29 protein-coding genes, 1 tRNA gene and 1 pseudogene are annotated in these 22,433 nt (G+C 45.0%); 23 read left to right on the forward strand and 8 right to left on the reverse strand.

The annotated features are described in order from the left end of the window. Window positions 1-68 precede the first annotated feature (68 nt). Window positions 69-266: a hypothetical protein gene (locus ACFVQB_RS22260; protein ID WP_379444027.1), complete on the reverse strand. Its 198-nt coding sequence runs from the start codon at window positions 264-266 to the stop codon at window positions 69-71. A 359-nt stretch (window positions 267-625) separates the two neighbouring features. Here ACFVQB_RS22260 and ACFVQB_RS22265 point away from each other — a divergent pair, with 359 nt between their 5' ends. The 4 genes from ACFVQB_RS22265 to ACFVQB_RS22280 all read left to right on the forward strand — a co-directional run bounded on the left by ACFVQB_RS22265 (window position 626) and on the right by ACFVQB_RS22280 (window position 5,452). After that, entirely contained in the window at window positions 626-1,363 is a 738-nt protein-coding gene (locus ACFVQB_RS22265) for a glycerophosphodiester phosphodiesterase (RefSeq protein WP_379444030.1), read from the forward strand. 239 nt (window positions 1,364-1,602) lie between these two features. After that, a complete protein-coding gene (locus ACFVQB_RS22270) occupies window positions 1,603-2,658 on the forward strand; it encodes a FecCD family ABC transporter permease (protein ID WP_113053889.1) in 1,056 nt (351 codons plus the stop codon). 2 nt (window positions 2,659-2,660) lie between these two features. Then, entirely contained in the window at window positions 2,661-3,692 is a 1,032-nt protein-coding gene (locus ACFVQB_RS22275; RefSeq protein ID WP_379444038.1) for a FecCD family ABC transporter permease, read from the forward strand. A gap of 44 nt (window positions 3,693-3,736) precedes the next feature. After that, window positions 3,737-5,452 carry an ABC transporter ATP-binding protein gene (locus ACFVQB_RS22280; protein WP_379444054.1) on the forward strand — a complete coding sequence of 572 codons (1,716 nt, stop codon included), beginning with the start codon at window positions 3,737-3,739 and terminating at the stop codon, window positions 5,450-5,452. Between the two features lie 163 nt (window positions 5,453-5,615). Here ACFVQB_RS22280 and ACFVQB_RS22285 read toward each other — a convergent pair whose 3' ends face one another. Then, window positions 5,616-7,409 carry a helix-turn-helix domain-containing protein gene (locus ACFVQB_RS22285; RefSeq protein ID WP_379444058.1) on the reverse strand — a complete coding sequence of 598 codons (1,794 nt, stop codon included), beginning with the start codon at window positions 7,407-7,409 and terminating at the stop codon, window positions 5,616-5,618. A gap of 216 nt (window positions 7,410-7,625) precedes the next feature. Then, complete coding sequence (locus tag ACFVQB_RS22290; protein ID WP_379444062.1) at window positions 7,626-8,621, reverse strand: ABC transporter substrate-binding protein; 996 nt, start codon at window positions 8,619-8,621, stop codon at window positions 7,626-7,628. A gap of 585 nt (window positions 8,622-9,206) precedes the next feature. Here ACFVQB_RS22290 and ACFVQB_RS22295 point away from each other — a divergent pair. The 6 genes from ACFVQB_RS22295 to ACFVQB_RS22320 all read left to right on the forward strand — a co-directional run bounded on the left by ACFVQB_RS22295 (window position 9,207) and on the right by ACFVQB_RS22320 (window position 12,116). Beyond that, a complete protein-coding gene (locus tag ACFVQB_RS22295; protein ID WP_379444066.1) occupies window positions 9,207-9,584 on the forward strand; it encodes a hypothetical protein in 378 nt (125 codons plus the stop codon). Next, window positions 9,577-9,780: a hypothetical protein gene (locus ACFVQB_RS22300; RefSeq protein ID WP_379444070.1), complete on the forward strand. Its 204-nt coding sequence runs from the start codon at window positions 9,577-9,579 to the stop codon at window positions 9,778-9,780. The genes ACFVQB_RS22295 and ACFVQB_RS22300 overlap by 8 nt, the downstream gene beginning before the upstream one ends. A 41-nt stretch (window positions 9,781-9,821) precedes the next feature. Further along, window positions 9,822-10,214, forward strand: coding sequence for a DUF5071 domain-containing protein (locus ACFVQB_RS22305; protein ID WP_379444074.1), 393 nt, complete (start codon window positions 9,822-9,824; stop codon window positions 10,212-10,214). A gap of 225 nt (window positions 10,215-10,439) precedes the next feature. Further along, window positions 10,440-10,619: a ribbon-helix-helix protein, CopG family gene (locus tag ACFVQB_RS22310; RefSeq protein ID WP_379444077.1), complete on the forward strand. Its 180-nt coding sequence runs from the start codon at window positions 10,440-10,442 to the stop codon at window positions 10,617-10,619. Window positions 10,620-10,762: 143 nt separating this feature from the next. Next, a complete protein-coding gene (locus ACFVQB_RS22315; protein ID WP_379444081.1) occupies window positions 10,763-11,038 on the forward strand; it encodes a DUF6809 family protein in 276 nt (91 codons plus the stop codon). Between the two features lie 64 nt (window positions 11,039-11,102). Further along, window positions 11,103-12,116 carry a VanZ family protein gene (locus ACFVQB_RS22320; RefSeq protein ID WP_379444084.1) on the forward strand — a complete coding sequence of 338 codons (1,014 nt, stop codon included), beginning with the start codon at window positions 11,103-11,105 and terminating at the stop codon, window positions 12,114-12,116. A 112-nt stretch (window positions 12,117-12,228) separates the two neighbouring features. Here ACFVQB_RS22320 and ACFVQB_RS22325 read toward each other — a convergent pair whose 3' ends face one another. Continuing rightward, entirely contained in the window at window positions 12,229-13,131 is a 903-nt protein-coding gene (locus tag ACFVQB_RS22325) for a manganese catalase family protein (protein ID WP_379444088.1), read from the reverse strand. Window positions 13,132-13,337: 206 nt separating this feature from the next. On the opposite strand from ACFVQB_RS22325, the gene ACFVQB_RS22330 reads away from it, so the two are divergent. From ACFVQB_RS22330 to ACFVQB_RS22340, 3 genes are all read left to right on the forward strand, one after another. Further along, window positions 13,338-13,658, forward strand: a complete 321-nt coding sequence (locus ACFVQB_RS22330; protein WP_247898462.1) for a DUF3889 domain-containing protein — start codon at window positions 13,338-13,340, stop codon at window positions 13,656-13,658. A gap of 167 nt (window positions 13,659-13,825) precedes the next feature. Next, window positions 13,826-14,038, forward strand: a complete 213-nt coding sequence (locus tag ACFVQB_RS22335; RefSeq protein WP_379444093.1) for a hypothetical protein — start codon at window positions 13,826-13,828, stop codon at window positions 14,036-14,038. Further along, window positions 14,032-14,313 carry a hypothetical protein gene (locus ACFVQB_RS22340; protein ID WP_079349571.1) on the forward strand — a complete coding sequence of 94 codons (282 nt, stop codon included), beginning with the start codon at window positions 14,032-14,034 and terminating at the stop codon, window positions 14,311-14,313. The genes ACFVQB_RS22335 and ACFVQB_RS22340 overlap by 7 nt, the downstream gene beginning before the upstream one ends. A 60-nt stretch (window positions 14,314-14,373) precedes the next feature. Here ACFVQB_RS22340 and ACFVQB_RS22345 read toward each other — a convergent pair whose 3' ends face one another. The 3 genes from ACFVQB_RS22345 to ACFVQB_RS22355 all read right to left on the reverse strand — a co-directional run bounded on the left by ACFVQB_RS22345 (window position 14,374) and on the right by ACFVQB_RS22355 (window position 15,655). After that, window positions 14,374-14,610 carry a DUF3892 domain-containing protein gene (locus ACFVQB_RS22345; RefSeq protein WP_076288193.1) on the reverse strand — a complete coding sequence of 79 codons (237 nt, stop codon included), beginning with the start codon at window positions 14,608-14,610 and terminating at the stop codon, window positions 14,374-14,376. Between the two features lie 110 nt (window positions 14,611-14,720). Next, a complete protein-coding gene (locus ACFVQB_RS22350) occupies window positions 14,721-15,164 on the reverse strand; it encodes a GNAT family N-acetyltransferase (protein ID WP_379444477.1) in 444 nt (147 codons plus the stop codon). A gap of 236 nt (window positions 15,165-15,400) precedes the next feature. Next, on the reverse strand, window positions 15,401-15,655 hold the full coding sequence (locus ACFVQB_RS22355; protein WP_379444100.1) for a hypothetical protein: 255 nt from the start codon (window positions 15,653-15,655) through the stop codon (window positions 15,401-15,403). A gap of 145 nt (window positions 15,656-15,800) precedes the next feature. Here ACFVQB_RS22355 and ACFVQB_RS22360 point away from each other — a divergent pair. After that, a tRNA-Val gene (locus tag ACFVQB_RS22360) sits at window positions 15,801-15,873 on the forward strand. Window positions 15,874-16,007: 134 nt separating this feature from the next. On the opposite strand, the pseudogene ACFVQB_RS22365 reads toward ACFVQB_RS22360, so the two are convergent. Continuing rightward, a pseudogene (locus ACFVQB_RS22365) lies at window positions 16,008-16,342 on the reverse strand (winged helix-turn-helix transcriptional regulator). Window positions 16,343-16,420: 78 nt separating this feature from the next. Here ACFVQB_RS22365 and ACFVQB_RS22370 point away from each other — a divergent pair. The 9 genes from ACFVQB_RS22370 (at window position 16,421) to ACFVQB_RS22410 (ending at window position 22,417) form a co-directional block, all read left to right on the forward strand. Next, window positions 16,421-17,647 (forward strand): NADH-dependent flavin oxidoreductase, encoded by a 1,227-nt coding sequence (locus tag ACFVQB_RS22370; RefSeq protein ID WP_379444103.1) that lies wholly within the window; start codon window positions 16,421-16,423, stop codon window positions 17,645-17,647. 222 nt (window positions 17,648-17,869) lie between these two features. Beyond that, a complete protein-coding gene (locus tag ACFVQB_RS22375; RefSeq protein WP_064636540.1) occupies window positions 17,870-18,289 on the forward strand; it encodes an organic hydroperoxide resistance protein in 420 nt (139 codons plus the stop codon). A 192-nt stretch (window positions 18,290-18,481) separates the two neighbouring features. Continuing rightward, complete coding sequence (locus ACFVQB_RS22380) at window positions 18,482-19,042, forward strand: YdhK family protein (RefSeq protein ID WP_379444108.1); 561 nt, start codon at window positions 18,482-18,484, stop codon at window positions 19,040-19,042. A gap of 151 nt (window positions 19,043-19,193) precedes the next feature. Continuing rightward, window positions 19,194-19,373: a hypothetical protein gene (locus ACFVQB_RS22385; RefSeq protein WP_379444112.1), complete on the forward strand. Its 180-nt coding sequence runs from the start codon at window positions 19,194-19,196 to the stop codon at window positions 19,371-19,373. Window positions 19,374-19,559: 186 nt separating this feature from the next. Further along, window positions 19,560-20,174 (forward strand): TetR/AcrR family transcriptional regulator, encoded by a 615-nt coding sequence (locus ACFVQB_RS22390; protein WP_379444115.1) that lies wholly within the window; start codon window positions 19,560-19,562, stop codon window positions 20,172-20,174. A gap of 6 nt (window positions 20,175-20,180) precedes the next feature. Continuing rightward, on the forward strand, window positions 20,181-20,921 hold the full coding sequence (locus ACFVQB_RS22395; protein ID WP_379444118.1) for an SDR family oxidoreductase: 741 nt from the start codon (window positions 20,181-20,183) through the stop codon (window positions 20,919-20,921). A gap of 100 nt (window positions 20,922-21,021) precedes the next feature. Then, window positions 21,022-21,219 (forward strand): hypothetical protein, encoded by a 198-nt coding sequence (locus ACFVQB_RS22400; RefSeq protein WP_090901151.1) that lies wholly within the window; start codon window positions 21,022-21,024, stop codon window positions 21,217-21,219. 228 nt (window positions 21,220-21,447) lie between these two features. Then, window positions 21,448-22,002 carry a stalk domain-containing protein gene (locus ACFVQB_RS22405; protein WP_076288201.1) on the forward strand — a complete coding sequence of 185 codons (555 nt, stop codon included), beginning with the start codon at window positions 21,448-21,450 and terminating at the stop codon, window positions 22,000-22,002. Between the two features lie 97 nt (window positions 22,003-22,099). Then, window positions 22,100-22,417, forward strand: coding sequence for a DUF1292 domain-containing protein (locus ACFVQB_RS22410; RefSeq protein WP_063565566.1), 318 nt, complete (start codon window positions 22,100-22,102; stop codon window positions 22,415-22,417). Window positions 22,418-22,433: the final 16 nt, after the last annotated feature.

Consider the following 22,433-nt stretch of genomic DNA (forward strand, 5'->3'; position numbering starts at 1 on the left):
ACGGTTTTTTTCTGTCTGCAAAAAGACTCCGCCTCTATGGAAAAGAGAGACAGAGTGGGCAAGGGGAGTTAGACCGTTACCTCAGTATTACCAGCAGGCAAACTGAGTGTTTTCCAGGCAATATACAATCCGATTACAGCAGCAATAAGGGCCAGAATAGCGGCGATAACAGCCAACTGATCCAGACCATGCTGTGTGTTAATGACAGATGCTTGATTACTCGTTTTGTCGGGAACAGACAGCCCCCGAACGGAAGCTTTTTTCATGTATTGACGTGGTCCGGGGGGAGTTCTTGTTATACTGTTGGGTTTACCGGATCTGCTTTTGGCAGAAATTCTGGGCAAGGGAGCTTTTATGGAGGAAGATTTGGGAGATACAGTTCTCTTCTTCGTTAGGGGTTTCAATGGCCGACCTCCTTACAACGGAGTACAGTTGTCTATGACTGATACTATATTATGTCTGCTTTACAGATTGAGTTCACAAAATGAGTGAATCCCCAGCCCTCCAAGATGTTGCCCTATACACAGACGGAGAATACAATTAAACGCTCTGTTAATACAGGTATGACAAACTGCGTTTATAGTGAGAATCATAGAGTTAATGTTGAACTCAGGAGGCTGCTGGAATGAAAAGAATTGAAAATATCGCCCATAGGGGAGCATCTGCCGTATGCCCCGAGAATACGATGGTTGCGTTTGAACGCAGCTTGCAGCTTGGAGCGACAGGCATTGAAACGGATGTCCAGCTATCCAGTGATGGAAGGCTGGTGCTAATACATGATGAGAGCTTAAGCCGCACTGCCGGAGCAGAGGGTTGGGTCAAGGATAAATCGTTTGAAGAATTGCGTAATCTTGACGCAGGGGCTTGGTTCCATGCCGATTTTGCTGGAGAACGCATTCCATCTTTGGATGAATTATTCGATCTGGTTCGGGGGAAAGACATCCTACTTAACCTGGAATTGAAAAATGGTATTATCAGCTATAAGGGAATGGAAGAAAAGATGATACAAGCGATTCGGGATTGGGACATGGAGCAGCAGGTGATCCTATCCAGCTTCAATCATGCTTCACTAGTGAGATGCAAACGTCTTGCCCCGGAGATCCGCACAGCACTTCTATATATGGAAAAGCTATACCGCCCATATGATTATGCTGCCAAACTGGAAGCTTCTGCTCTGCATCCCTACAAGCTGGCTGTAACACGAGAAGAAGTTGCTGCTGCGCTGGCTCAGGGAATTGCAACACATCCGTTTACGGTGAATGATCCTGCCGAAATGCAAGAACTGATCGACATGGGTGTGAAGGGAATCATTACGGATGTGCCGGATGTACTGGCAGCATTGACTGCTGTACCTAGTCGTTAATTCATATTTAAAACCAAGGTGCTGCATTGGAGTTCTTATACTCCATGCAGCTTTTTTTAGTACAAAAATTCATTTATGCAATAAACATGTCCCATTTGTCCATTGCCAGAGACAGTTAGTTGACATACAATGGTCTATGGGAATGAGAATCAATATCAATATCAGTTTTGTATTAATAGAGAGGTGAATGTTATGTACATAGGATCTGTCTACACCACTCATAACAAGGGTGGGTGCATATGAGTTCGAAAGTTTCATCGGCAAGTCAACCTACGGAATCACCGACAGCCAAAATACACACTCGTCCCTGGGCTGCCACATTGATCCTGACCGGGGGGATTCTGCTGCTCGCGCTGGGTATGGCGTTGTCCATTTCGTTTGGGGCCGCAGATATCAAGCTGGGCGTTGTATGGGAGGCAATTTTTAACTTTAATCCTGAACTGACTCCGCATCAGATCATATGGGAGATTCGGTTACCGCGTATTCTTGGCGGAGCGATGGTCGGTGCCTGCTTCGCTGTAGCCGGTGCGATTATGCAGGGGATGACCCGTAACCCGCTTGCAGATTCCGGTTTGCTCGGACTGAATGCTGGCGCAGGATTTGCGCTCGCTGTCTGCTTTGCCTTTTTCCCGGGCATGCCATATATGTATATCATTCTGTACTCCTTCGTCGGTGCAGGACTTGGGGTTCTGTTGGTCTATGGTTTCGGTGCAGCGTCCAAATCCGGACTTACACCTCTACGGCTCGTTCTGGCGGGGGCGGCAGTGTCTGCTATGCTGTCAGCACTAAGCGAAGGGATTGCACTGTATTTCAAAATTGGACAAGACCTCGCTTTCTGGACAGCGGGCGGTGTAGCCGGAACGAAGTGGTCCCAGTTGGAAGTCATGTTCCCCTGGGTTCTGGCTGCGCTTATTGCAGGGATTATTATCTCCCGTTCCATTACGCTGCTTAGCTTGGGAGAAGACATCGCCGTTGGATTGGGTCAACGTACTGGCCTGATCAAGCTGGTTGGTCTGATTGTTGTCCTGATCCTCGCAGGTACAGCTGTATCCGTGGTTGGTGCTGTTGGTTTTGTAGGGCTTATCATTCCCCATCTCACACGTAAATTGGTTGGGGTCGATTATCGCTGGATTATTCCATGTTCCGCAGTGATGGGCAGTCTGCTGCTCGTATTCGCGGATCTGGCTGCACGTATGATTAACCCGCCATACGAGACGCCAATTGGCGCACTGGTTGCCCTGATTGGGGTACCTTTCTTCCTCTATCTGGCGCGTAAAGAAAGGAGGACTCTGTAACGATGGAATCCTCAACTCTGGTTGGAGCAGAACGCAAAAAGAGAACAAAAAGCACCATTGTTATGATTGTACTTGGTGCGTTGATTATTACGGCTTTTATTATCAGTATGAATACAGGGTTCACTCGGCTTTCTCCACTTGAGGTGATGCGTACCCTGTTTGGCGGTGGGACAGCAAAGCAGGAACTGATCCTGTTTGAATTCCGTTTGCCACGTATCGTCATTTCGGTTCTGGTCGGTGCAGGACTTGCGCTGTCCGGTTGTATTCTGCAGGGGGTATCCCGAAACCCTCTGGCTGATCCAGGGATTCTCGGTATCAACGCTGGAGCCGGATTGGTTGTGATGTTGTTTGTATCCTTCTTCCCGACAACGACGGCGGCTCCGGTATTTTTGCTGCCAATCCTGGCCCTGATCGGTGCAACTTTTGCTGCATTTCTGATTTATGTGCTCTCTTACAAAAAGGGAGAGGGTCTCATGCCTACGCGCATGTTGCTTACAGGGATTGGTGTAGCGGCAGGGATCAGCTCAGCCATGATCGTGCTGACACTTCGGCTTAGTCCGGAGAAGTATCAATTTGTGGCGACCTGGATGGCAGGTAGTATCTGGGGTTCCAACTGGAAATTCGTAACGGCGTTGCTGCCGTTTCTCATTATCCTTGTGCCGCTTGTTCTGTATAAAGCCCGTGTGCTCAATGTACTGAACCTTGGGGATCAAACAGCGAGTGGTCTCGGGGCTCCGGTGGAGCGTGAAAGACTGATCTTGCTGGCTGCTGCCGTGGGACTAGCCGGATCATGCGTATCCGTCAGTGGCGGCATTGGTTTTGTGGGTCTGATCGGTCCACATTTGGCACGTCGTCTCGTGGGGCCAAAACATCAGTTCCTTTTGCCTGCATCCGCATTGGTCGGATCATTGCTTGTGCTTGTTGCAGATACGCTGGGACGCGTAATCTTGCAGCCTTCAGAGATTCCAGCAGGTATTCTGGTTGCCATCATTGGTGCTCCATACTTCCTGTATCTCTTGAGCAAAACGAAATAGAAAGCAATCATGTTATATGGTTGCTATAAGGAGGGCTTCAGTCCATGCTTCGCCGTTTCTTTGCCTATTACAGGCCTTACAAAAAGCTGTTCATTCTGGACTTCAGCTGCGCGATTTTCGTAGCTCTGCTGGAACTGGCCTTCCCGCTGGCAGTCAATAGAGTCGTGGATGACCTTTTGCCAGGGGGACGCTGGGACTGGATATTATGGGCATGTCTTGCGTTGCTCGCAATCTATCTATTAAATTCGTTCCTCAACTTTGTGGTTACATACTGGGGACACAAGCTTGGCATTAACATTGAGACCGATATGCGTAAGGCTCTTTTCAATCATGTACAGAAGCTATCTTTCCGTTTTTTTGACAATACCAAAACCGGGCATCTGGTCTCTCGTATGACCAATGACCTGATGGATATCGGTGAGATTGCCCATCATGGTCCGGAGGATGTATTTATCGCAGTAATGACGTTGGTCGGTGCATTCAGTATCATGATGAGCATTAACGGTAATCTAGCCGTGTTAACATTTATCATCGTGCCGCTCATTATTTATCTATCCTTGTATTTTGGCAGCAAGATGTCCAAGGCATTTAGCCGAATGTTCGGGGATATAGCGGATTTCAACGCACGTGTAGAAAACAATGTAAGTGGTATTCGCGTGGTTCAGGCTTTTGCCAACGAAGAGCATGAAAAAGCACAATTCGCTGTAAACAACAGCCGTTTCCGTCAGACTAAACTAATCGCGTACAAAATCATGGCCTGGAACTCATCCATCAGTTATATGCTGATGAAGCTGGTATCCCTCTTTGTACTGGTATGCGGCACATGGTTTGTCATTAAAGGCAGTATGAGCTACGGTCAATTTATTGCATTTATTATGCTGTCCAATGTGTTTCTTACACCTATTCAGAAGATCAACTCCGTTATTGAGACGTATCCAAAAGGGATTGCAGGTTTCAAACGTTATACGGAATTGCTCGATATGGAGCCGGACGTTGAGGATCGACCAGGTGCCACTACGGTATCTCATCTGCGTGGAGATATCCGATATGAGCAGGTGACCTTTGGCTATTCGGATCAGGAGCCTGTTCTTAAAGGAATTGATCTGAATATTCACGCTGGCGAAACAGTGGCCCTTGTAGGACCATCCGGTGCAGGGAAAACAACACTGTGCAGTCTGCTGCCTCGTTTCTATGATGTGCTGGAAGGTCGCATCACGATCGATGGTCAGGAGATTCAAGACATGACGCTGGATTCATTGCGCAGTCAGATCGGAATTGTTCAGCAGGATGTGTTCCTGTTTGATGGAACAGTTCGTGAGAATATTGCGTATGGCAAGCTGGATGCAACAGAAGAAGAAATCTGGATGGCAGCCCGTCGTGCACAGATGGAAACACTGATCACTTCCATGCCGGAAGGAATGGACACGTTAATTGGTGAACGCGGTGTGAAACTGTCTGGCGGACAGAAACAGCGTTTGTCCATTGCGCGTATGTTCCTGAAGAATCCTCCGATTCTAATTTTGGATGAAGCTACATCTGCACTTGATACTGAGACCGAAGCAGCGATCCAGCAATCCCTTGCGGAATTGTCCGAAGGACGGACTACCCTGGTTATTGCCCACAGATTGGCTACGATCAAAAATGCGGATCGCATTATTGTTGTTGCCGAGCAAGGGATCACAGAGCAGGGCAGACACGAAGAATTGCTTCGAGCAGGTGGAGTATACAGTCGTTTGCATTATGCACAGTTCGGTGCCTGAACGTAACAGAGTGTTTGTGAACTCTGGCTCTGCATAAGAAAGCTGTATATGAATTTAAAAAAGACGCCTTCGTCTACTCATGATCCTGAGTAAGACGAAGGTGTCTTTTTCTACTTTTTAATATCACGTTGTGCCTGCTGGCAAGAGAAGAGAATCACGCAAACTAAGTCAGTGGATGTTTTAAAATACGTGGCATGACTTTGAGCAAACGATCTCTTGTGATCGGGTCATCGAAGTTCCATTTGGCGTTTGTCGTATACGTGTGTGCACGAACAGATGCGGATAGCCCGGTCCAGCTGGTCTGTTCGAGAAGTTGTCGCAGATGGGCGTCATGACGGCGATTGCTGGAGGTTAATACGAACAGGCGGTCACCTGCATAATCAGCCACTTCATGCTTCTGAATTTTGAGAAAACGAACATCGTTCTTCATGAGTGAAGCCACACTATCGGAAGGGTTGAACCCAAGGGGATGATAGAGTGTTAGTGGGAATCCCTGAACCCCCATTACATACCATTCTCCATCCAGCTCAAGCAGCACGCTTGCTGTTTCTCCCGTGCCTGTACTTCCGCCCAGGCGTTTCCACATATGTTCGTGTTTCTCTTCATAGTGGGCAATCCACTGTTCTGCTTTCTGTTCTTCACCCACATGTTTAGCAATACAGCGCAGCTGCTCGGCCGTATTGCTGGCCGGATCAATGGTCAGTGTGGGCGCCACCTGCTCAAGCAATTCTCTCATCGCGTCCGAACGGTGTTCATAGACAATAAGGTCAGGCTCCAGACCTGCAATAACGGAAGCGTTGTTGATTACACCGACATCTTCAATGTGCTGCAATTGGTTCCGGTACACGACTTGATGACGGATGATGGTGAGTTCTGCGCCAACAGGCCGAATGCCCAGTGTCAGCATGTGCCCGACCATACTGCCCATCGTGACAATTTTGGGAGAGTGTGTCGTCGGTTTGGACTGCAAAGGGTTAACAGCAACGGGGAGAATCGATGGAAAGGATGGAACAGGTGCATTAGGTGCATTCTCTGAGTCGGATGGTGCCAGGGAGGGGGAAGCGGACAATATGTTTGTTGAGTCAGAGTCAGGTGAAGTTTGGGATACGTTCCAGGTGGATAAGAAACTACTGTCGCTTCGATGCTGACGAACATATTGTTTGGGTGAAAATCCAGTCATCTGACTGAATCGCCGATTGAAATAGTACTCATCGCTGAACCCTACGCTGCGAGCGATCTCACGTAAAGGATCCTCTGTACGCATCAGCAGGGTCTTGGCCTGTTCGATTCGTAACCGGGTAATATAGTCCAGCGGCTTATACCCCGTTATGCTCTGGAATCGTGAACTATATTGTGAGCGTCCCATACTGGCTTGTGTTGCAAGCTGTTCAACTGTAAGTGATTCTGTGTAATGCTGCCCGATGTATTGAATGGTGGCGCGCACTGATTCATCCGGATGGGTATTTTTGCGAACGGTTTGGGCATTTTCCAGCAGAAGCACGATCATTTCCTGTAAAATAATCTGCTGTCTGAACTGTTGCAGCTCATCCAATGCATCTTCCCCGTACCCAACATGTTGTTCAAGCAAATGAACATATTGAGCGAACGGACGAACAGGTATCGGCTGCCCGTAAGGAAAAAGACGGTCCAAGGCAGATACCGGTTCCTTGCTGCCTCTGGCAAACACATCAAAAGAGATATGGATTCCGTCTAACTGTCCGTCGCTGGTTAATTGAATCCGACTCTGGGGATGCAGGATCATGGTGGTTCCTTTTTTGACGGGTACAGGGATTTCCTGTACATATAAAGTTCCTTTTCCCGAAGTAAACGAGAGCAGGGAATGCTTTGCAAGAACGGTGGAGATGTTCGGTGTCAGCAGATTGCTGAGCAAATGGGATTGTGAGTTGGCATAGGATAGGGACAGAAGATCCGGAGTAATCTGGGTAGGTTGTCTCAACACGGAATCCTCTTTTCATAACGTATTTATTGAGAATAGTTATCAATTATAGTTGATTGTATATAAAGGAGCGCTTTTTTTCAATGGCAAATAACCGGAGGCTCCTGTGTGTCAGGAACTGCTCCGGTCATGAGTGGAGGGCAGTAGCCCTACAGATATTGCTTTACTGGCAAAATGGTTTATCCAGAAGACCCTAACGCTTCATGAATTGATGCGTTATTTACCTAGTATGGAAGGTAGCTCATCCATCAGTCGTTCTTTGGTAATTGGATCATCAAAGTTCCACTTGGTATTAAGATAGTAGACTTTATTGTTTTTAACAGCCGGGATGGACTTCCAGATATCGGTTGTCATGATGGAGTCACTGTTATTTCGCTCTTCCTCCGACAGATCCGTGAGGACAAACAAATATTCGCCTGCATATTCCGGCAGCAGCTCGCTGGAGATGTTGGCAAAGGGTTCATTTTTATCAATCAGGGATTCTTTAACTTTGGGAGCCGGGATGAACTGCAACGTATCATACACCGTTTCGGCAAGTGCGCTGTTACCCATTACGTACATGTCTTTGCCAAGCTGGAGAAAGACGGATGCGGTAACACCTGTGGGCAAATCAAGCTGATTGCGTACTTGCTCGGATTGCTCTGCATAGGTTTTGATCCATTCCTCGGCTGCCTGCTCTTTCCCTAGAATGTCACCGAAGACTTTCACACGTTCATTGGTTGATAGTCGGTCATAGGTTACTGTCGGAGCAATCTTCGACAACAAAGTATATTGGTTCTCTTCATAATAACTGCCGCCAGCATCCAGCAGGATCAGATCAGGACTTAATGAAGTGATTTTCTCCAGATCGCCTTGCAAGTCGCCTACATCTTCAATCCCATCCAGCAATTCGGGATAAGCGATCTGATCACCAATGATGCCTAGGGCTGCACCAACAGGCTTAACATCCAAGACGAGCAAATCTCCCAGATCACTGCCGGTGAAAATAATGCGTTTCGCGTTGACCGGAATCTCTACCGTGTGGCCTAGTGAGTCGGTGTAACTCTTGGTTTCACTTTGTCCGGACTCCGCTTGAGTTGAGGTGGTAGATTCACCTGATTCTGCTTTAGCGGTTGTAGCAGATGGCTCTGTTTTGCTGCCACAGGCTGATAACAGCGCACCAATCAGGGTAATCATGAATATAAGGGTACCGAGCTTGCGTGTTGCTTTCATCGTTATGGTTCCTCCCGCATATGGTTACTTATTGGATAATGATAATCATTATCAATTTAGTTCGAATGTGATCAGTTTATCGAAAGCGGGGTGGCAGTACAATGGACAAACAGGCGGAAATCCTTTGTACAAAAATAGAAGGAAGTTAAGAGAGGAGACAATCGCTATGTTCTACATTTTCATAACTTGGCTAATATTGATTTTATTGCTGATTATCCTGACTCAAGGCATCCAAAAGAATTCCAAGGATAGAGGGGGATCTGTTTTCAAACGTTGGGGCGGATGGTTAATCGGACTTTTTGTGGTAGGTAGCGTACCATTGGGTTATGCATTATATACGGAGTTACGCGGGGGCTATATAGGAGCCAACATCGGGCTGGGACTGGCTTTGTTTTTCACCTGGGGATACTGTGCGCTTTTGTTATGTGTGGCATTATTTGTATGGGGGAGATACTGTTACAAGAGAAATAGATCAAGGTGATTCTGTTGACATAAAAGGGATGTTAAACGTACGTTGAATGCAACAATCACCCTATAGGCAACGTCAAAAAGAGAATGAGGAAGTAAATTGAGGGGGCTTTACATATGTGGAATCTTCGTATGCTGCTCAGATCGTTCTCGATCTTGATATTATGTCTTACAGGTTGTACTGTTACTGAGAAAAATGAATGTGAGACAACGCATGTTCAAGCGGATGCACAAAGAGAAGAAGGCTTCGTTGGTTATGTGGTTGACCGCAAAGATAATTCCATGCTTGTTGTTAACCCTGCATATGAAAATTTCAGTACCAGAAGGGAAGAGGATCGGTATTATCCGGCAAAATGGTTCTCCAATGCGCCTGATCCACAGGTCGGCACCTATGTTGAAGTCTGGACGGATGGTAGCCCCTTACCCTGGACAAGCCAGAGCGGAAACGATTGCTGTATCTTGCCCGGCCACTCCAGATGGTGCTCATATGAGTGAGGCGGATGCCATCCGGGCTGGATTGTACTCATCAGATGGAGAGCAAGTACGTATTCCCGTAATTGAGAATGTCGATTTCGATGAGGATATAGGAACATGGACCATTCGTATGCGAGATGCCATGTCAACCACGGATACTCAGGATCAGATTGAAGTGAAAATAGAAGATATCGAGCCGACGGAGGAGCAGAAGTAGGAATGCAGGATTTCATCGTTGGATGACAAGAGGTGATGAGCATGGATGTTAGAGAATGGCTTCCCCGCGACAAGCATGATTTCGAAGCGGTGCGTAAGTTAAGTGAATTAGGTAATGAAGAGTTGCGAGATATCATTCCTGATCTTATGGAATGGTTGCAAGACGGAAATTGGCCCATTGCCAAGTCCGTAGAAGATTTATTTTTGAGATTTGGAGAAGAACTTATTCCTCATATAAAGCATGTTTTTAGAACGAGAGACTCTACATGGGAATATTATATGTTGACGGGGTTAATTAATAGATTGCCTTCTAAGTATTTGGTTATGTTGAAAGAAGATTTAGAAAGATTATTAAAAAATCCTACGGAAGATGAGGTACTAGAGGAATTAAATGAGATTATAAAACCATTGCTGAATAAAATACAATGTCCTTAATAATCTTGAACGGTTTATTGCCTTTCAGGTTTTTTTTTGTTAAAAACAGATCATACTTTTAAGTACAAGCCATAGCTAAATATAACATTTTTGAGTTGAACTTACGATCCACTTGTGTTGTGCTTAATTTGGAAACAAAAAAGACGAACGTATGTTTTACAAATGAATTGACTTTTTGTCCTGACAATAATATATTAATGTCAGGACAAAAAAAGAGGTGAAGCGATGTCCTCCAAAAAGATGGGGCGTCCTAAATCCGACAAACCCAAAAGCAAAACGATTGAGATACGTGTCGATGATGAAATTATGAACAAGCTCGATATTTCGGCGGAGAAGCTGAATACGAACCGATCAGACATCGTTCGCAAAGGGATTGAGAAGATCTACGACGAGCTCCAAAAATAAAAAAAAGGAAGCAGCGTGAGTCCCGAGAAGAACACCGCTACTTCCTATCTGCAATCACTTAGAATGAGCTGACTGCATAAATATCCTACCATGTGCAGAACACTCATTCAAGTCGATGCGAATCCATTTCTGGGAGGATGCACATGAATTCAATTCTGGAAGCACTTTATAGCGGGCGACTTCGCCCGGATGAGACGATGATGCCGACACATCCTGAATACCAATTATTAGGGCGGCAAATTGCGGCTCTGACGGAACAATGGAAGAATCGATTGAGCGAGGACGAATTCCGTGAGCTTGAACAGTTGTTCGACTTGTGTGGCCAATGTGATGGCATACATAGCGAAGCTGCATTTGTTCAGGGATTTCGACTGGGGGCCAACATGCTGATCGAAGTGATGAGTCATGAGTCAACGTGAGGAGTCGGTTCTGGCGACCTCTGTAGATTGTAGTGTATGGATGATTTAATGGTGTAGAAGTTTATTGAAAAAAGAAGGTGTGATTTTGTATCAAGGAAAATCAAGAAAATTCATCATTGTATTGTTATCGTTGTATACTTGTTTAACATTGTATTTCTTATTCTTGGGCTTCGATAGAAGCTCATCCAGTCCTGATCAGGGCTTGCGATACAGCTTAACCCCTCAAGGAATTCCTTTACATTTTCCGATGGGGAGAGATTTTAAGATTTGGTTTTTTGAAATGGGGAATTTTATAGCCTTCATCCCCTTCGGGATGGTCATTCCGCTCCTCTTTCGCTGTGGGTTTATTCGCTTTATCAGCCTATTCATTCTATGTATTACGATGATAGAGACATTGCAAATGATTTCCCGCTTAGGTGCGTTTGATATAGACGATATCCTGATTAATACTTTAGGGGCTGCCGTGGGATATGGGGCACAGCGGATAGTAACGCATCATCGGAATACATTAAAAGGACTTATTCGAATCTTCCTGACAGCGATTATTTTTTCAATGGCTACGATCACTGTTGTTGGCGGCCTCAATCATTATTTAGATAACGTTGACGGTAAAAGAGTTGCACTGAATGAACTTGCTTTGAGTGACGGGGCTGTAGTATGGGATACAGAGCTCTCCGATTTTACAGTAGGCCAGACAAAGGTCGAGCCTCAAATCAATTTGTATAGTAGAGAGAAACAAAAAACGAATGAGTTTTCATATCTCTTAAATGGAAAATACAAAAATATGACAGGTTATTTCGCTATACCGGACGATGTTGTCCGAACAGCAAGCCATGAGACTATTACAATAAGTTTTTTCGCCGATGGCACAGAAATCTATTCCCTGGTTGTATCAGCGAACAGCGGGGAGAACCATCCTGACTCTTTTCAAACTCCGTTAAATGGAGTTAATGAATTGACTGTAAAAGTAATGAATGATGGTTCAAATCTGCTGGCCAATATAGTGATGTGGGATATTACACTGACAGAGCCAAACACAGGGCAAAAGTTCATCAATAGCATTAAATCCATGTTTTAATATATCAATGATAAAGCCCTCGATCCTGCCACTGAAGCAGCAAGATCTGAGGGCTTAATCCATTTTCATGCCAAATCAACAACAACTAATACATCCACTACATAACGCTACCTTAATCCGCAATATTTCCCGCCATCTTCAGACGACGTGCAATTTCCTGGAAGTCTTCCTGCGAAATACCTGGTGCGAATTCTTCTTCCACCGCAGGAGCTTCAGGAATCGGGTACCCTTCAGGTACGCCTTGAATGACTTCCAGCGGTTGTCCATCTTCAGGGTGTGTCCCTTTCCAGATCTGACTAATCGCATTAAAGTCTTTATCACTATAGGTATACAGCTTGGTGTGTAGGCCTTTTTCTTCGTATTTCCACGCTTCGTTAAAGGATTTGTTGCTCAGTGATGGAATCGGCACCAATTTGGTTACATTTACTCCGGTTGCAATCTCAAGCGCTTTAGCATAAGCGACCACATGCACGCCGCCACGTACCAGCAAATAGCCAACAACTGCCCGGGCTGCGGGGTGATCAGTCATTTCGTAAACTTTCATTTTATGTGTACGTGCTCCGCATTCAAGAAAAAAGTTATGCAGCAGATCTTCAACCAGATTTCCACTGTTAAAGACATGGGCGCCTGTCCATGGATTGCCCATGGAGTCGAAAGGCATTGCTCCCTGTGCGCCAGCCAGGAAATGATAGGAGAGACGCGCATCCTTCACGGAACCAAGTGGTGTATCGTCAGGCTCTTTGTACTCAGTGGAACCTCTGAGGCATTTGTTAATGCCATGAGACACAAGCTCTACATGACCCAATTCTTCGGCGGTGATACTCATCACCAGATCGTAGAAGGGTTTCAATTTTTCCTTGGAGCGAAAATTAAAGGATTGATAGAGGTAGTTGTTCAACGTTGACATCTCTCCGAATTTACCACCCAGCAATTCTTGTATCGCTGCCGCTGCATTCGGGTCCGGCCTCTCGACATTGGGGATTTCAATTGCGATTTCATCCATACGTTTGAACATTCGGGTGTAACCTCCTCGAAATGATTGTTCAGAATAAAGAAGTGATGTTGTCATGGCCTATTACACGTTTATCCACTACGCTAAACCCATAATTATGCAAATGAGGCTTAAGGCGTATGTAGTTTACGTTTCTCATTCGTCTACTGGTGTAAAATAAACTTCTACAGGGCAGGCTAACGTAAACATTGTTCCGAGGAGTGAATGATATGAGAATGCTCATCGTAGCCCTGATGACGGTGATACTAAGTTTAAGTGGATTATCAACCAGTTCAGCAACTGCGATTCCGGATTATGCGAAGTGGGGAATCATTGCAGTGAAGGAAACACAAACCAAGTACAACGTGGATATTTTGGATTACAAACACATCGGCCGCACCTCACTAACAGCAGACCAATCCCGTGAACAGTTCAAGTTATGGGTTCGTAACAAAGACGGTAAACAATTTGCTGTATTTGTAAATGTTGATTTTAATCCGTCTACCCAGCAGCTGAAAAAAGTACAATTCACGGAATCGGATCGACGTTGAACTGAACATGAACTGCACAGCAAGCAGGATAGGAACCAGACTTCCCTATGAAAGGGAGTGAGTCTGGTTTTTTTATTTCAAAAAATCCTTTTTTTAGTTGTTGAATAAAGAACTTATGTTCGTATATAATAATAAAACAAACACATGTTCTTATTGGGGGGATGATTATGCTAGGGAAATATATTGGTCAGATGGTGGAGCTCGTCTACATGGATCGTGCAGGGCATATTACACAGCGGCAGATTCGAATCAACAGTGTACGGGGCGGGAAGATTAGAGCATCTGCAGGTAAAGAAGGGGCACCCCGAACATTTCTGGAACAAGGTATTCTGGCATGGCGTCCCGTACTCCATAAGGAAGGGAAGGAAGAGATATGCTGAATGATTTTGAACGCAAAATTTTGCGTATTATTGTTAATTATGCGGGGCAGCGTCGCCGAGTGCCACGAATGGATGAGCTGGAGAATAAGACGGGTAGAAGCAAGGCGTTCATTCACGAGTCACTGCTGGAGCTTGAGCGCAGGCAGCATATTGTGTGGGAGAACAAGTCTACATTGGAAGGCATACTCATTCTGCAAGCATGGGAGCAGGAACCACAGCCCATTCGCAAAAGCCAGCCTGCAGGGGATGCCGTGAAATATTTTACCGAATATTAAAACGTAAAAAACGCCAACCCGGAAAGTCGGATTGGCGCCTTGTCATGCAGCATACATCTATTAGAAGATTGGAAGTTGATCAAGGTTATTGGTTGGGTCGCCGTCTGCGTCACCGCGAATGTACATTTCTCCATCTTTGCCTTTAAAGACGTTCACACCTGCAATTGCTCCTGCTTTTACTTCTGCCAGTGCCTGTTGATAATCCAGCACACGTCCGGATGAAGTTTGGAACGCCGTCAGATCGCCGTCACCATTTTTTTGTACTGCTGTGAAGCTTTCGCGTGTCGTTTGATCCATGATGTCACACTCTCCTTATCTGACCAAATAGGTATCTGGTTACCTCTTTAGCCTGTCCGGATCAAAAAAAAGTATGCACAACATGACTTTATATCGCACGCAGAGGTTATTTACAGGCTCTTTTGCATACGAACATGCAGAATGTCTGCATCATAAAAAGGCTCTTCCGAAATTACTTCATATCCGAGCTTCTCATAGAACTTCTGCGCCTGGCATTGTGCGTCCAAAACAGAGTAGGCCAACCCCAATTCGCGTGCCCGTTCTTCCATAGCTAACAGAAGCACACGTCCGTACCCGAACGCACGATGAGATTTGAGTACAGCGATGCGCTGCATTTTGGCGGTATCCTTTGTGTAATAGATCAGACGGCCTGTGGCTACAGCCTGTCCATCTGTACTCAACAATACATGATACACATCAGGACTAATAACATCATATTGATCGATCTCAATGTCAGCAGGCACCTGCTGCTCGATGACAAAAACATGATTGCGAATATCCAATGCTTTCTGGAGTTGTTCTTCAGTCGTTATATAACTAATCTCAGCTGCCAATTCCATACCTTCTTTCTGCTCTACGCTATCAGACTGAATTATACAAAAAAATGCTTTTCCTGTATAGTTAAGACTGGAACATACTGGGAGAGGAGGTGCGAACCATGGGTATGGCTGGAGTGATGGCAATCACCCTTTTGATGTCGGCCGGAATGATTGCTTTGTTGTATTATGTGACCAAGAAAGCTTATTCCAAAAAGTGGGACGAAGATGAGTGAAATGCGACATAATGTTTCTCAGGGTAAGACTTCAACCTTGCCTTGTGGGGAGTAAACGTCATGCACAACAGACTTGGAATACACATCCATCCAAACAGGCAGGTCATCATTAACCTCATTGGGTACTTTCAACTGTTGGAATTGTACGGTGTGTTCATCCCGTTCCAAACTACAACCGACAGAAACGTATATTAATGCAACAAGCGCAATCAGACAGGCTAAGTTTTTGGCTGTGATAAATAAACGCAGTTTACGTTCTTTCATGTTCCTCATATGGAAGTCACCTCGTCATCAAAATGGTAATCATTCCTTTATTGTGCCACCAATTCGAATAAAATATTACCAATATAACGATTGACAATGAACACGGTTACTTGGTATGATACTGTTACTTGATTGGAAAACAATTAGATATCATGATCTGTTAGCTCAGCTGGGAGAGCACTATCTTGACAGGGTAGGGGTCAGTGGTTCGAGCCCACTACAGATCATAACAAAAAGTCCTTGCGCAGCAAGGGCTTTTTTCTTTGTCTAGTTTTTTGAGAAGGCATTATGAAGTCTTGGGGGACAATTGGGGGACAAAAATTAAAAGAAATAAGCTTTATCCTTCGCTGCGCTACGTTCACTAACTCTTCTGCAAATCAGCAAGATTCTGTTTACCCCAATCGCAGAGAACCTCAAGCACAGGCATCAGCGTTAATCCTTCACGAGACAAAGAATATTCTACTTTTGGCGGTAATTGTGGGTACTCAGTACGGATGATTAATTGATCTGCCTCTAATTCCTTCAGTTGAGAGCTTAGCATTTTATGCGTAATTCCGCCCAAGGCTCTTTTCAATTCTCCATATCGCAATGTTTCTCTTTCCATAACCAAAACAAGATATGCATTTTCCATTTTCCGCCGATCAATGACATGGCATGTGAAAATGGTTTAACGTTTACTTCCTCAGCAGTTTCCATATTCCACTCTCCTTTTAGATAGTATCTACCTTTTAAGTGCATACTATACTCTTTTTTTACCCTACTATACAATAACTCATGAAACAGAGACAAGGGCGAACAAGCCTAATAAAAGGAGAGAATATATATGGAAAAAAAAATCGTAATTTCTTGCAGCCTTATACATTTGCGAATGGTTTTACGTTGAAAAATAGAGTGGTCATGGCGCCAATGACAACGATGTCCAGTTTCTTCGACGGTTCAATCACCAATGATGAAGTCGATTATTATGCCGAACGGGCTGGTGGCCCTGGTATGATCATTACGGGTGTTGCGTACGTAACCGATGGGGGAAAAGGCTTTGAAGGTGAGCTTTCCATCGCAAGTGATTCTACAATCAAAGGACTTTCCAAAATTGCAAGAGCCATTCAGAAAGACGGAACGAAAGCCATTGTGCAAATCTTTCATGCAGGGCGCAAAACGAACTCCAAAACGCTAAGAGGTGTTCAACCCACCAGTGCGAGTGCAATCGCTGCCACACATCCAATTGGCTCGGAGACACCACGTGAATTAACACCTGATGAAATCGAAAGCATTATTAAGGACTTCGGCAGAGCAACCTTACGAGCCATTCAAGCTGGTTTTGACGGGGTAGAGCTTCACGGGGCCAACACGTATCTGTTGCAGCAATTTTTCTCCGTCAATTCCAATCAACGGTCCGATCAGTGGGGTGGCAGCTTTGAAAATCGCATGCGATTTCCGCTGGCGGTCATTCAGGAGGTTGCATCGGTTATCGATGCCCATGCGGATAAACCCTTTATCCTCGGTTACCGGATTTCACCCGAAGAAATTCATATGCCGGGCATCCGGCTCGAAGACTCCTTGGCTTTTGCCCAAGCTCTGACGAACACTCGGGTTGACTACATCCATCTGTCGATGGGAAGTTACAAACGAACATCTTTAAACCAACCTGATGACAAGGAGCCAATCTTAACTAAATTTGTTCGGGTTTTGGATCAAAAAAAACCTCTGATCGGCATCGGATCGATTGAGCGGCCGGAAGACGCGGAAGAGGTCATCAACGCCGGGGCAACTTTGGTGGCACTCGGACGGGAATTGATTCGCGAGCCGAAATGGGTACAGAAGGTGAAAGCAGGTGACCTTGGCAGCATTCGTTACCAAATATCCCCGTCGGATATGGATGAACTGCGCATTCCATTGGCGATGCAGACTTATCTGGAAGGTTCGTTTCGTGAGGTCATGCACTTTACTACCGACAATCAGAATTCCCTTGCACCGATGGAGGGCTTTGAGAAGAAAATGTAAAGGATAGCATTTATAATTTAGTTGAATTCAACTTTTGATCACTAATTAGATATCATCATTACAGAGCAACCATCTCCTTGTATTACAAGAGGGAATGGTTGCTTTTTTTTTATAATAATGATTTACAAACACAATTAAATTGTGTACAATTTAATTGTTAGCAAAAAAAAGAGATATCATCTTTACAAAATAAAATCTAAACATACAGAGGAGCCAATACTCATGAAAACATTATACGAAACTACAGTAATTAATACAGGTGGACGTCAAGGGATTGTGCAATCACCGGATAACGTATTTATGCTTGATGTCGCTGCCCCGCCTGAACTGGGAGGCAAAGTGACGACAGCTACGAATCCAGAGCAATTGTTTGCAGCAGGCTACAGTGCTTGCTTTAATTCAGCGCTGGAGTTTCAGTTGAAGAAACACAAAGTTGAAATTGAGAGAAGCACAGTATCGGCTACGGTTATGCTTGTGACAGACCCTACGGATAATGGTGTGAAGCTGGAAGTGGAGCTTGAAGTGAAAATCGAGGGTCTGGATGAGGAGACAGCACAGAAATTTGTCAAACTTGCCCATGACTACTGCCCATATTCCAAAGGCATCAAAGGGAACGTCAATGTTACTGTGGGACTAGCCTAATCATTGAGCCGAGTCGATTGAACGGTTTCATCTAAAATACTGAAGGCCTCTGAGAAATCGGAGGTTTTTTGATATTCTTTTTAATTCTTCAGCGATATTCAATAATAGATAAAGAAATTAATCATGATTGAAATATACCCATATGGGGTATATTATAAGAGTACAAATTGAAACTTCAAAGGAGTGCAACTCATGAAAAAGTATACAATGATATTGCTGACTACGTTGATCACGGGCAGTCTGATGTTAAGTGGATGTGGCAAGAATGCTGAGCAGGATAATAGGAGTAGTGACAGTCATGCAGCGAGCACAGGAGAGATGCACCACTCGGATTCGGGAGAACTACCGGAAGGGCTCCAGGAAAAGAAAAATCCTACATATCCAGTGGGCAGCCAGGCCGTAATGAGTACGGACCATATGGCTGGAATGAAGGGGGCAGAAGCGACCATTGTGGGAGCCTATGAGACGACAGCCTATGCAGTCTCGTACACACCAACCACAGGGGGAGACACTGTGAAAAATCATAAATGGGTTATCCAAGAGGAAATTCAGGAACATACGGATCAACCATATCCTGCAGGAGCAGAGGTTGTGCTGAACGCTGATCACATGCCAGGAATGAAAGGGGCTAAGGCAACGATTGACTCCGCTGAGCAAACGACGGTATATATGGTTGATTATACCCCGACCACAGGCGGAGATCCGGTAAAGAATCATAAATGGGTCACGGAAGAAGAATTGTCTGCTAAATAATATTACTTTTTAGTGACACAGGATGTTTACACGCATATGGCGGCTTCTTTGTATGAAACCAGCAACCTTTTTTAATAAATAATCAAATTTCCACTCATTTATGGGTTATAATGGAATAATAAGATTAAAGCTGCTGGAAAGGGGAATGTATATGATGGACTTCAGCAAGCCGTCCCATGCCTCCGAGTCACATACACACAAACAGCGTCATGAAGAAAATGAACAACAGCTTTTATCCGGAGGGAAAAGCATTTGGTGGGAAATCAGCAACTGGCTAATTCTCGGTGGGATACTCGCGGTCATCTTCGTATTGTTTAAGTTCGTTTTCTAGAAAAAGAGAAACATTAAAACTTGAATAAGAGGCCATCTTAAATGGGCTCTTTTTTCTTTACGCTCGTACATATAATTCATCTAGCGAATAACAAATGACAAAAATAAATATTTGTCATTTGTTATTCGCTGTGTTAATCTAATTTCAACGGAGGTGACTTGAGGATGGTGTAACCATCTTATTCATATGGAAAAGGACAAAACTTCTGAATTTTTAACCAAAGAACAAATTATCGCAGCAACGCAGGAAACTCTCCGGCGCTTCGGTGTTGCCAAAACATCTGTTACGGATGTCGCTAAATTGCTAGGGGTTAGTCATGGTACCATTTACAGGCACTATAAAAGCAAGAAAGAATTACTTGAGGGCGTGACCGCACAGTGGCTCGAAGATGAGATTATCGCACCTTTGACGGTAATAACTCAGGATCAGAGTTACAACGGAGAGGGAACACGTCATCTGAAAGTATATATAGAAGCATTAATCGCTCGTAAACGTCATTATGCCGAGTCCGATGCTGAATTATTTGAGATGTACGCACGGGTGACACAGGAATCTGTAAATATTATCGATAAACATGTGCAACATCTTGTGCGCCATTTGAGTGAGATCATCCAGCAGGAAAACCAGTTCAAATTCAACAACTCAGATGTGGTTGCAACGGCGATCCTTCAAGCTACCGCCCGTTTTCATCATCCGGCACACGCCTATGAATGGCAAAGCCCTACAATTGATGCGGAATTCGCGCAGGTGTGGTTGTTGATCGAAAAGGGATTATTACATTTGGAACAAGAGAGGGAGTAATCGTAAATGAAAAAGCTAACAGGTAAAGTGGCCATTGTAACCGGCTCATCCCGGGGGATCGGACGTGCTATTGCAGAGCAACTCGCTGAATTGGGCGCGGATGTCGTCATTAACTACGCGAGCAGCCCAGACAAAGCAGAACAGGTGGCAGATATTGCTCGCCAAAAAGGAGTGCGTGCCATTACCATTCAGGCCGACCTTGCGCGGAAGGAAGATGTGGAACGTTTATTTTCCGAAACGATTAGCCAGCTTGGAAAAGTCGATATTCTGATTAACAATGCAGGCATCATGAAGACAACGCCTTTGGCAGATGTGACTGAGGAAGAATTCGATCAGCAGTTTGCGATTAATGTGAAAGGTACATTTTTTGCTTGTCAGCAAGCGTTGAAACACATGGAGGACCAGGGCCGAATCGTCAACTTCTCCACTTCTGTGACCGGACAGATGTTTCCGGGATACAGCGTGTACGCAGGTACCAAAGGAGCAGTTGAACAGATTACTCGTCAGCTTGCGAAGGAATTTGGCTCCAGACAAATCACTATTAATGCCGTTGCACCAGGTCCGGTGAATACCGAATTGTTTTCTGTCGGGAAGACGGAGCAACAGCTCGAAGGGCTGCGTAAAATGAATGCTTTTGGTCGTCTGGGGGAGCCGGAAGACATTGCAAATGTGATCTCTTTCCTCGTCAGTGCAGAGTCCCAATGGGTTACAGGCCAGACGTTGCGTGCAAACGGCGGTTTCATTTAACGATATCATGCACGAAATTTATTCCTTTTGACACACAACCGGGCGAATCCCCATATGATGCATTACATCAACAAGCAATTGGGGAAATGGGGAATCCGGGATGGCAAAAGCAAAGGGAAAAAAGGCTCCCGTGTTAAAGAGTGACAAACTTCGTGTATCCATGAAGTTGGTTACATCGGACGTATGTGAGCGTTGTAAGACCCCCTGTACACGAGGAATGGATTATGCAGCACGGATGCGAACCGATGGAGCTGTAGGCAAGGGCGTACCTTGTATATTGACTCGTCATACTTCGTAGCCAGCAGCATAATAAAATTGACTCACAAGAAGTTCGTATAATTACGTATTGCTAACAACTATACTATAGGGGCGTCCTTTAACAGGGAACGCCTCTTTTTGATCGTTCCAAGGGGTGGGAAATATTCTGGATAAAAAATGAAAAATGATGAAAAACAGCGCAACTTTGTGGATGAATCTGCAGTATAAATGTACAACAGCTAGCAGCAGGGGAGGGAATATTGACGGAATGAAATGGAAAAGAATTTTGCTGTGTGTCACGGTATTCTCCTTGCTCGGCGGGTCTTTATTGTTTGCAGATTCAGTGAACGAGAAGATTCGGGTTCTCATTAATGGCAAGGAAGCAGCTGACGGTGGTTATCTAATTGACGGGACGACCTATGTACCTGTAAGGGAAGCGGGCGGAATCGCCAGATGGGATAGCACAAACAAGAGAGTAACGGTTATCAAACCGAATGTACATATTTTTCTCTTCAAGGGAGATACCGTGTTTGGCAACGTGAACGTGGGTAAGTTGAAATTTAATGTGTTCTCACAAGTCGACAGTTTGACAACGGATATAGCTGCCGTGAAGGTGACGATTACCAATCCAAGTGGTGAGGTTAAGGATATTCAGTCCCAGGAGCTTAAGACACAGAAGGATAACTTCTGGTTCCGAACGTACGATTTTACGTATGATTTCAGCCGGGCTGGCAAGTACCAAGTCGGTTTTTATATTAAAGAAAATGCAAACAGTAATTATGTGCTGGCAGCCGAGAAAATCATTACGGCGCTGAACGATTGAAGCGAAAATAACCTTGGCGGTTAAATTGACCTGGACCATTGAACATGTTACGATATGCAAGGTTACACAATTTCTATTTATAAAGCGAGGTATATCAATGAGCGATCACACACATGAACACGGCGATGCCTGCGGATGCGGTCAAGACCACGACCACGACCACGAGCATGAAGAAGTTCTTCTGACACTGACAGACGAGAACGGAAATGACGTGGAGATGGTTTTGGTGGAGACGTTTGACGTGGAGAAGCATGTTTATGCGCTCCTGCTGGAACGTAACAATCCTGAAGCTGACGGCATCATTCTGCGTATGGAAGAAGAAGACGAGGAAATGGTGCTCTACAATATTGAAGACGAAGAAGAGTGGACCCGTGTTGAAGCGGCGTACAACGAACTCGTTGCAAGCCAAGAATAGTCATCCTTTTGGAATA

The sequence above is a fragment of the Paenibacillus sp. NPDC057886 genome (genome assembly GCF_042796655.1).
Classification (GTDB): Bacteria; Bacillota; Bacilli; order Paenibacillales; family Paenibacillaceae; genus Paenibacillus.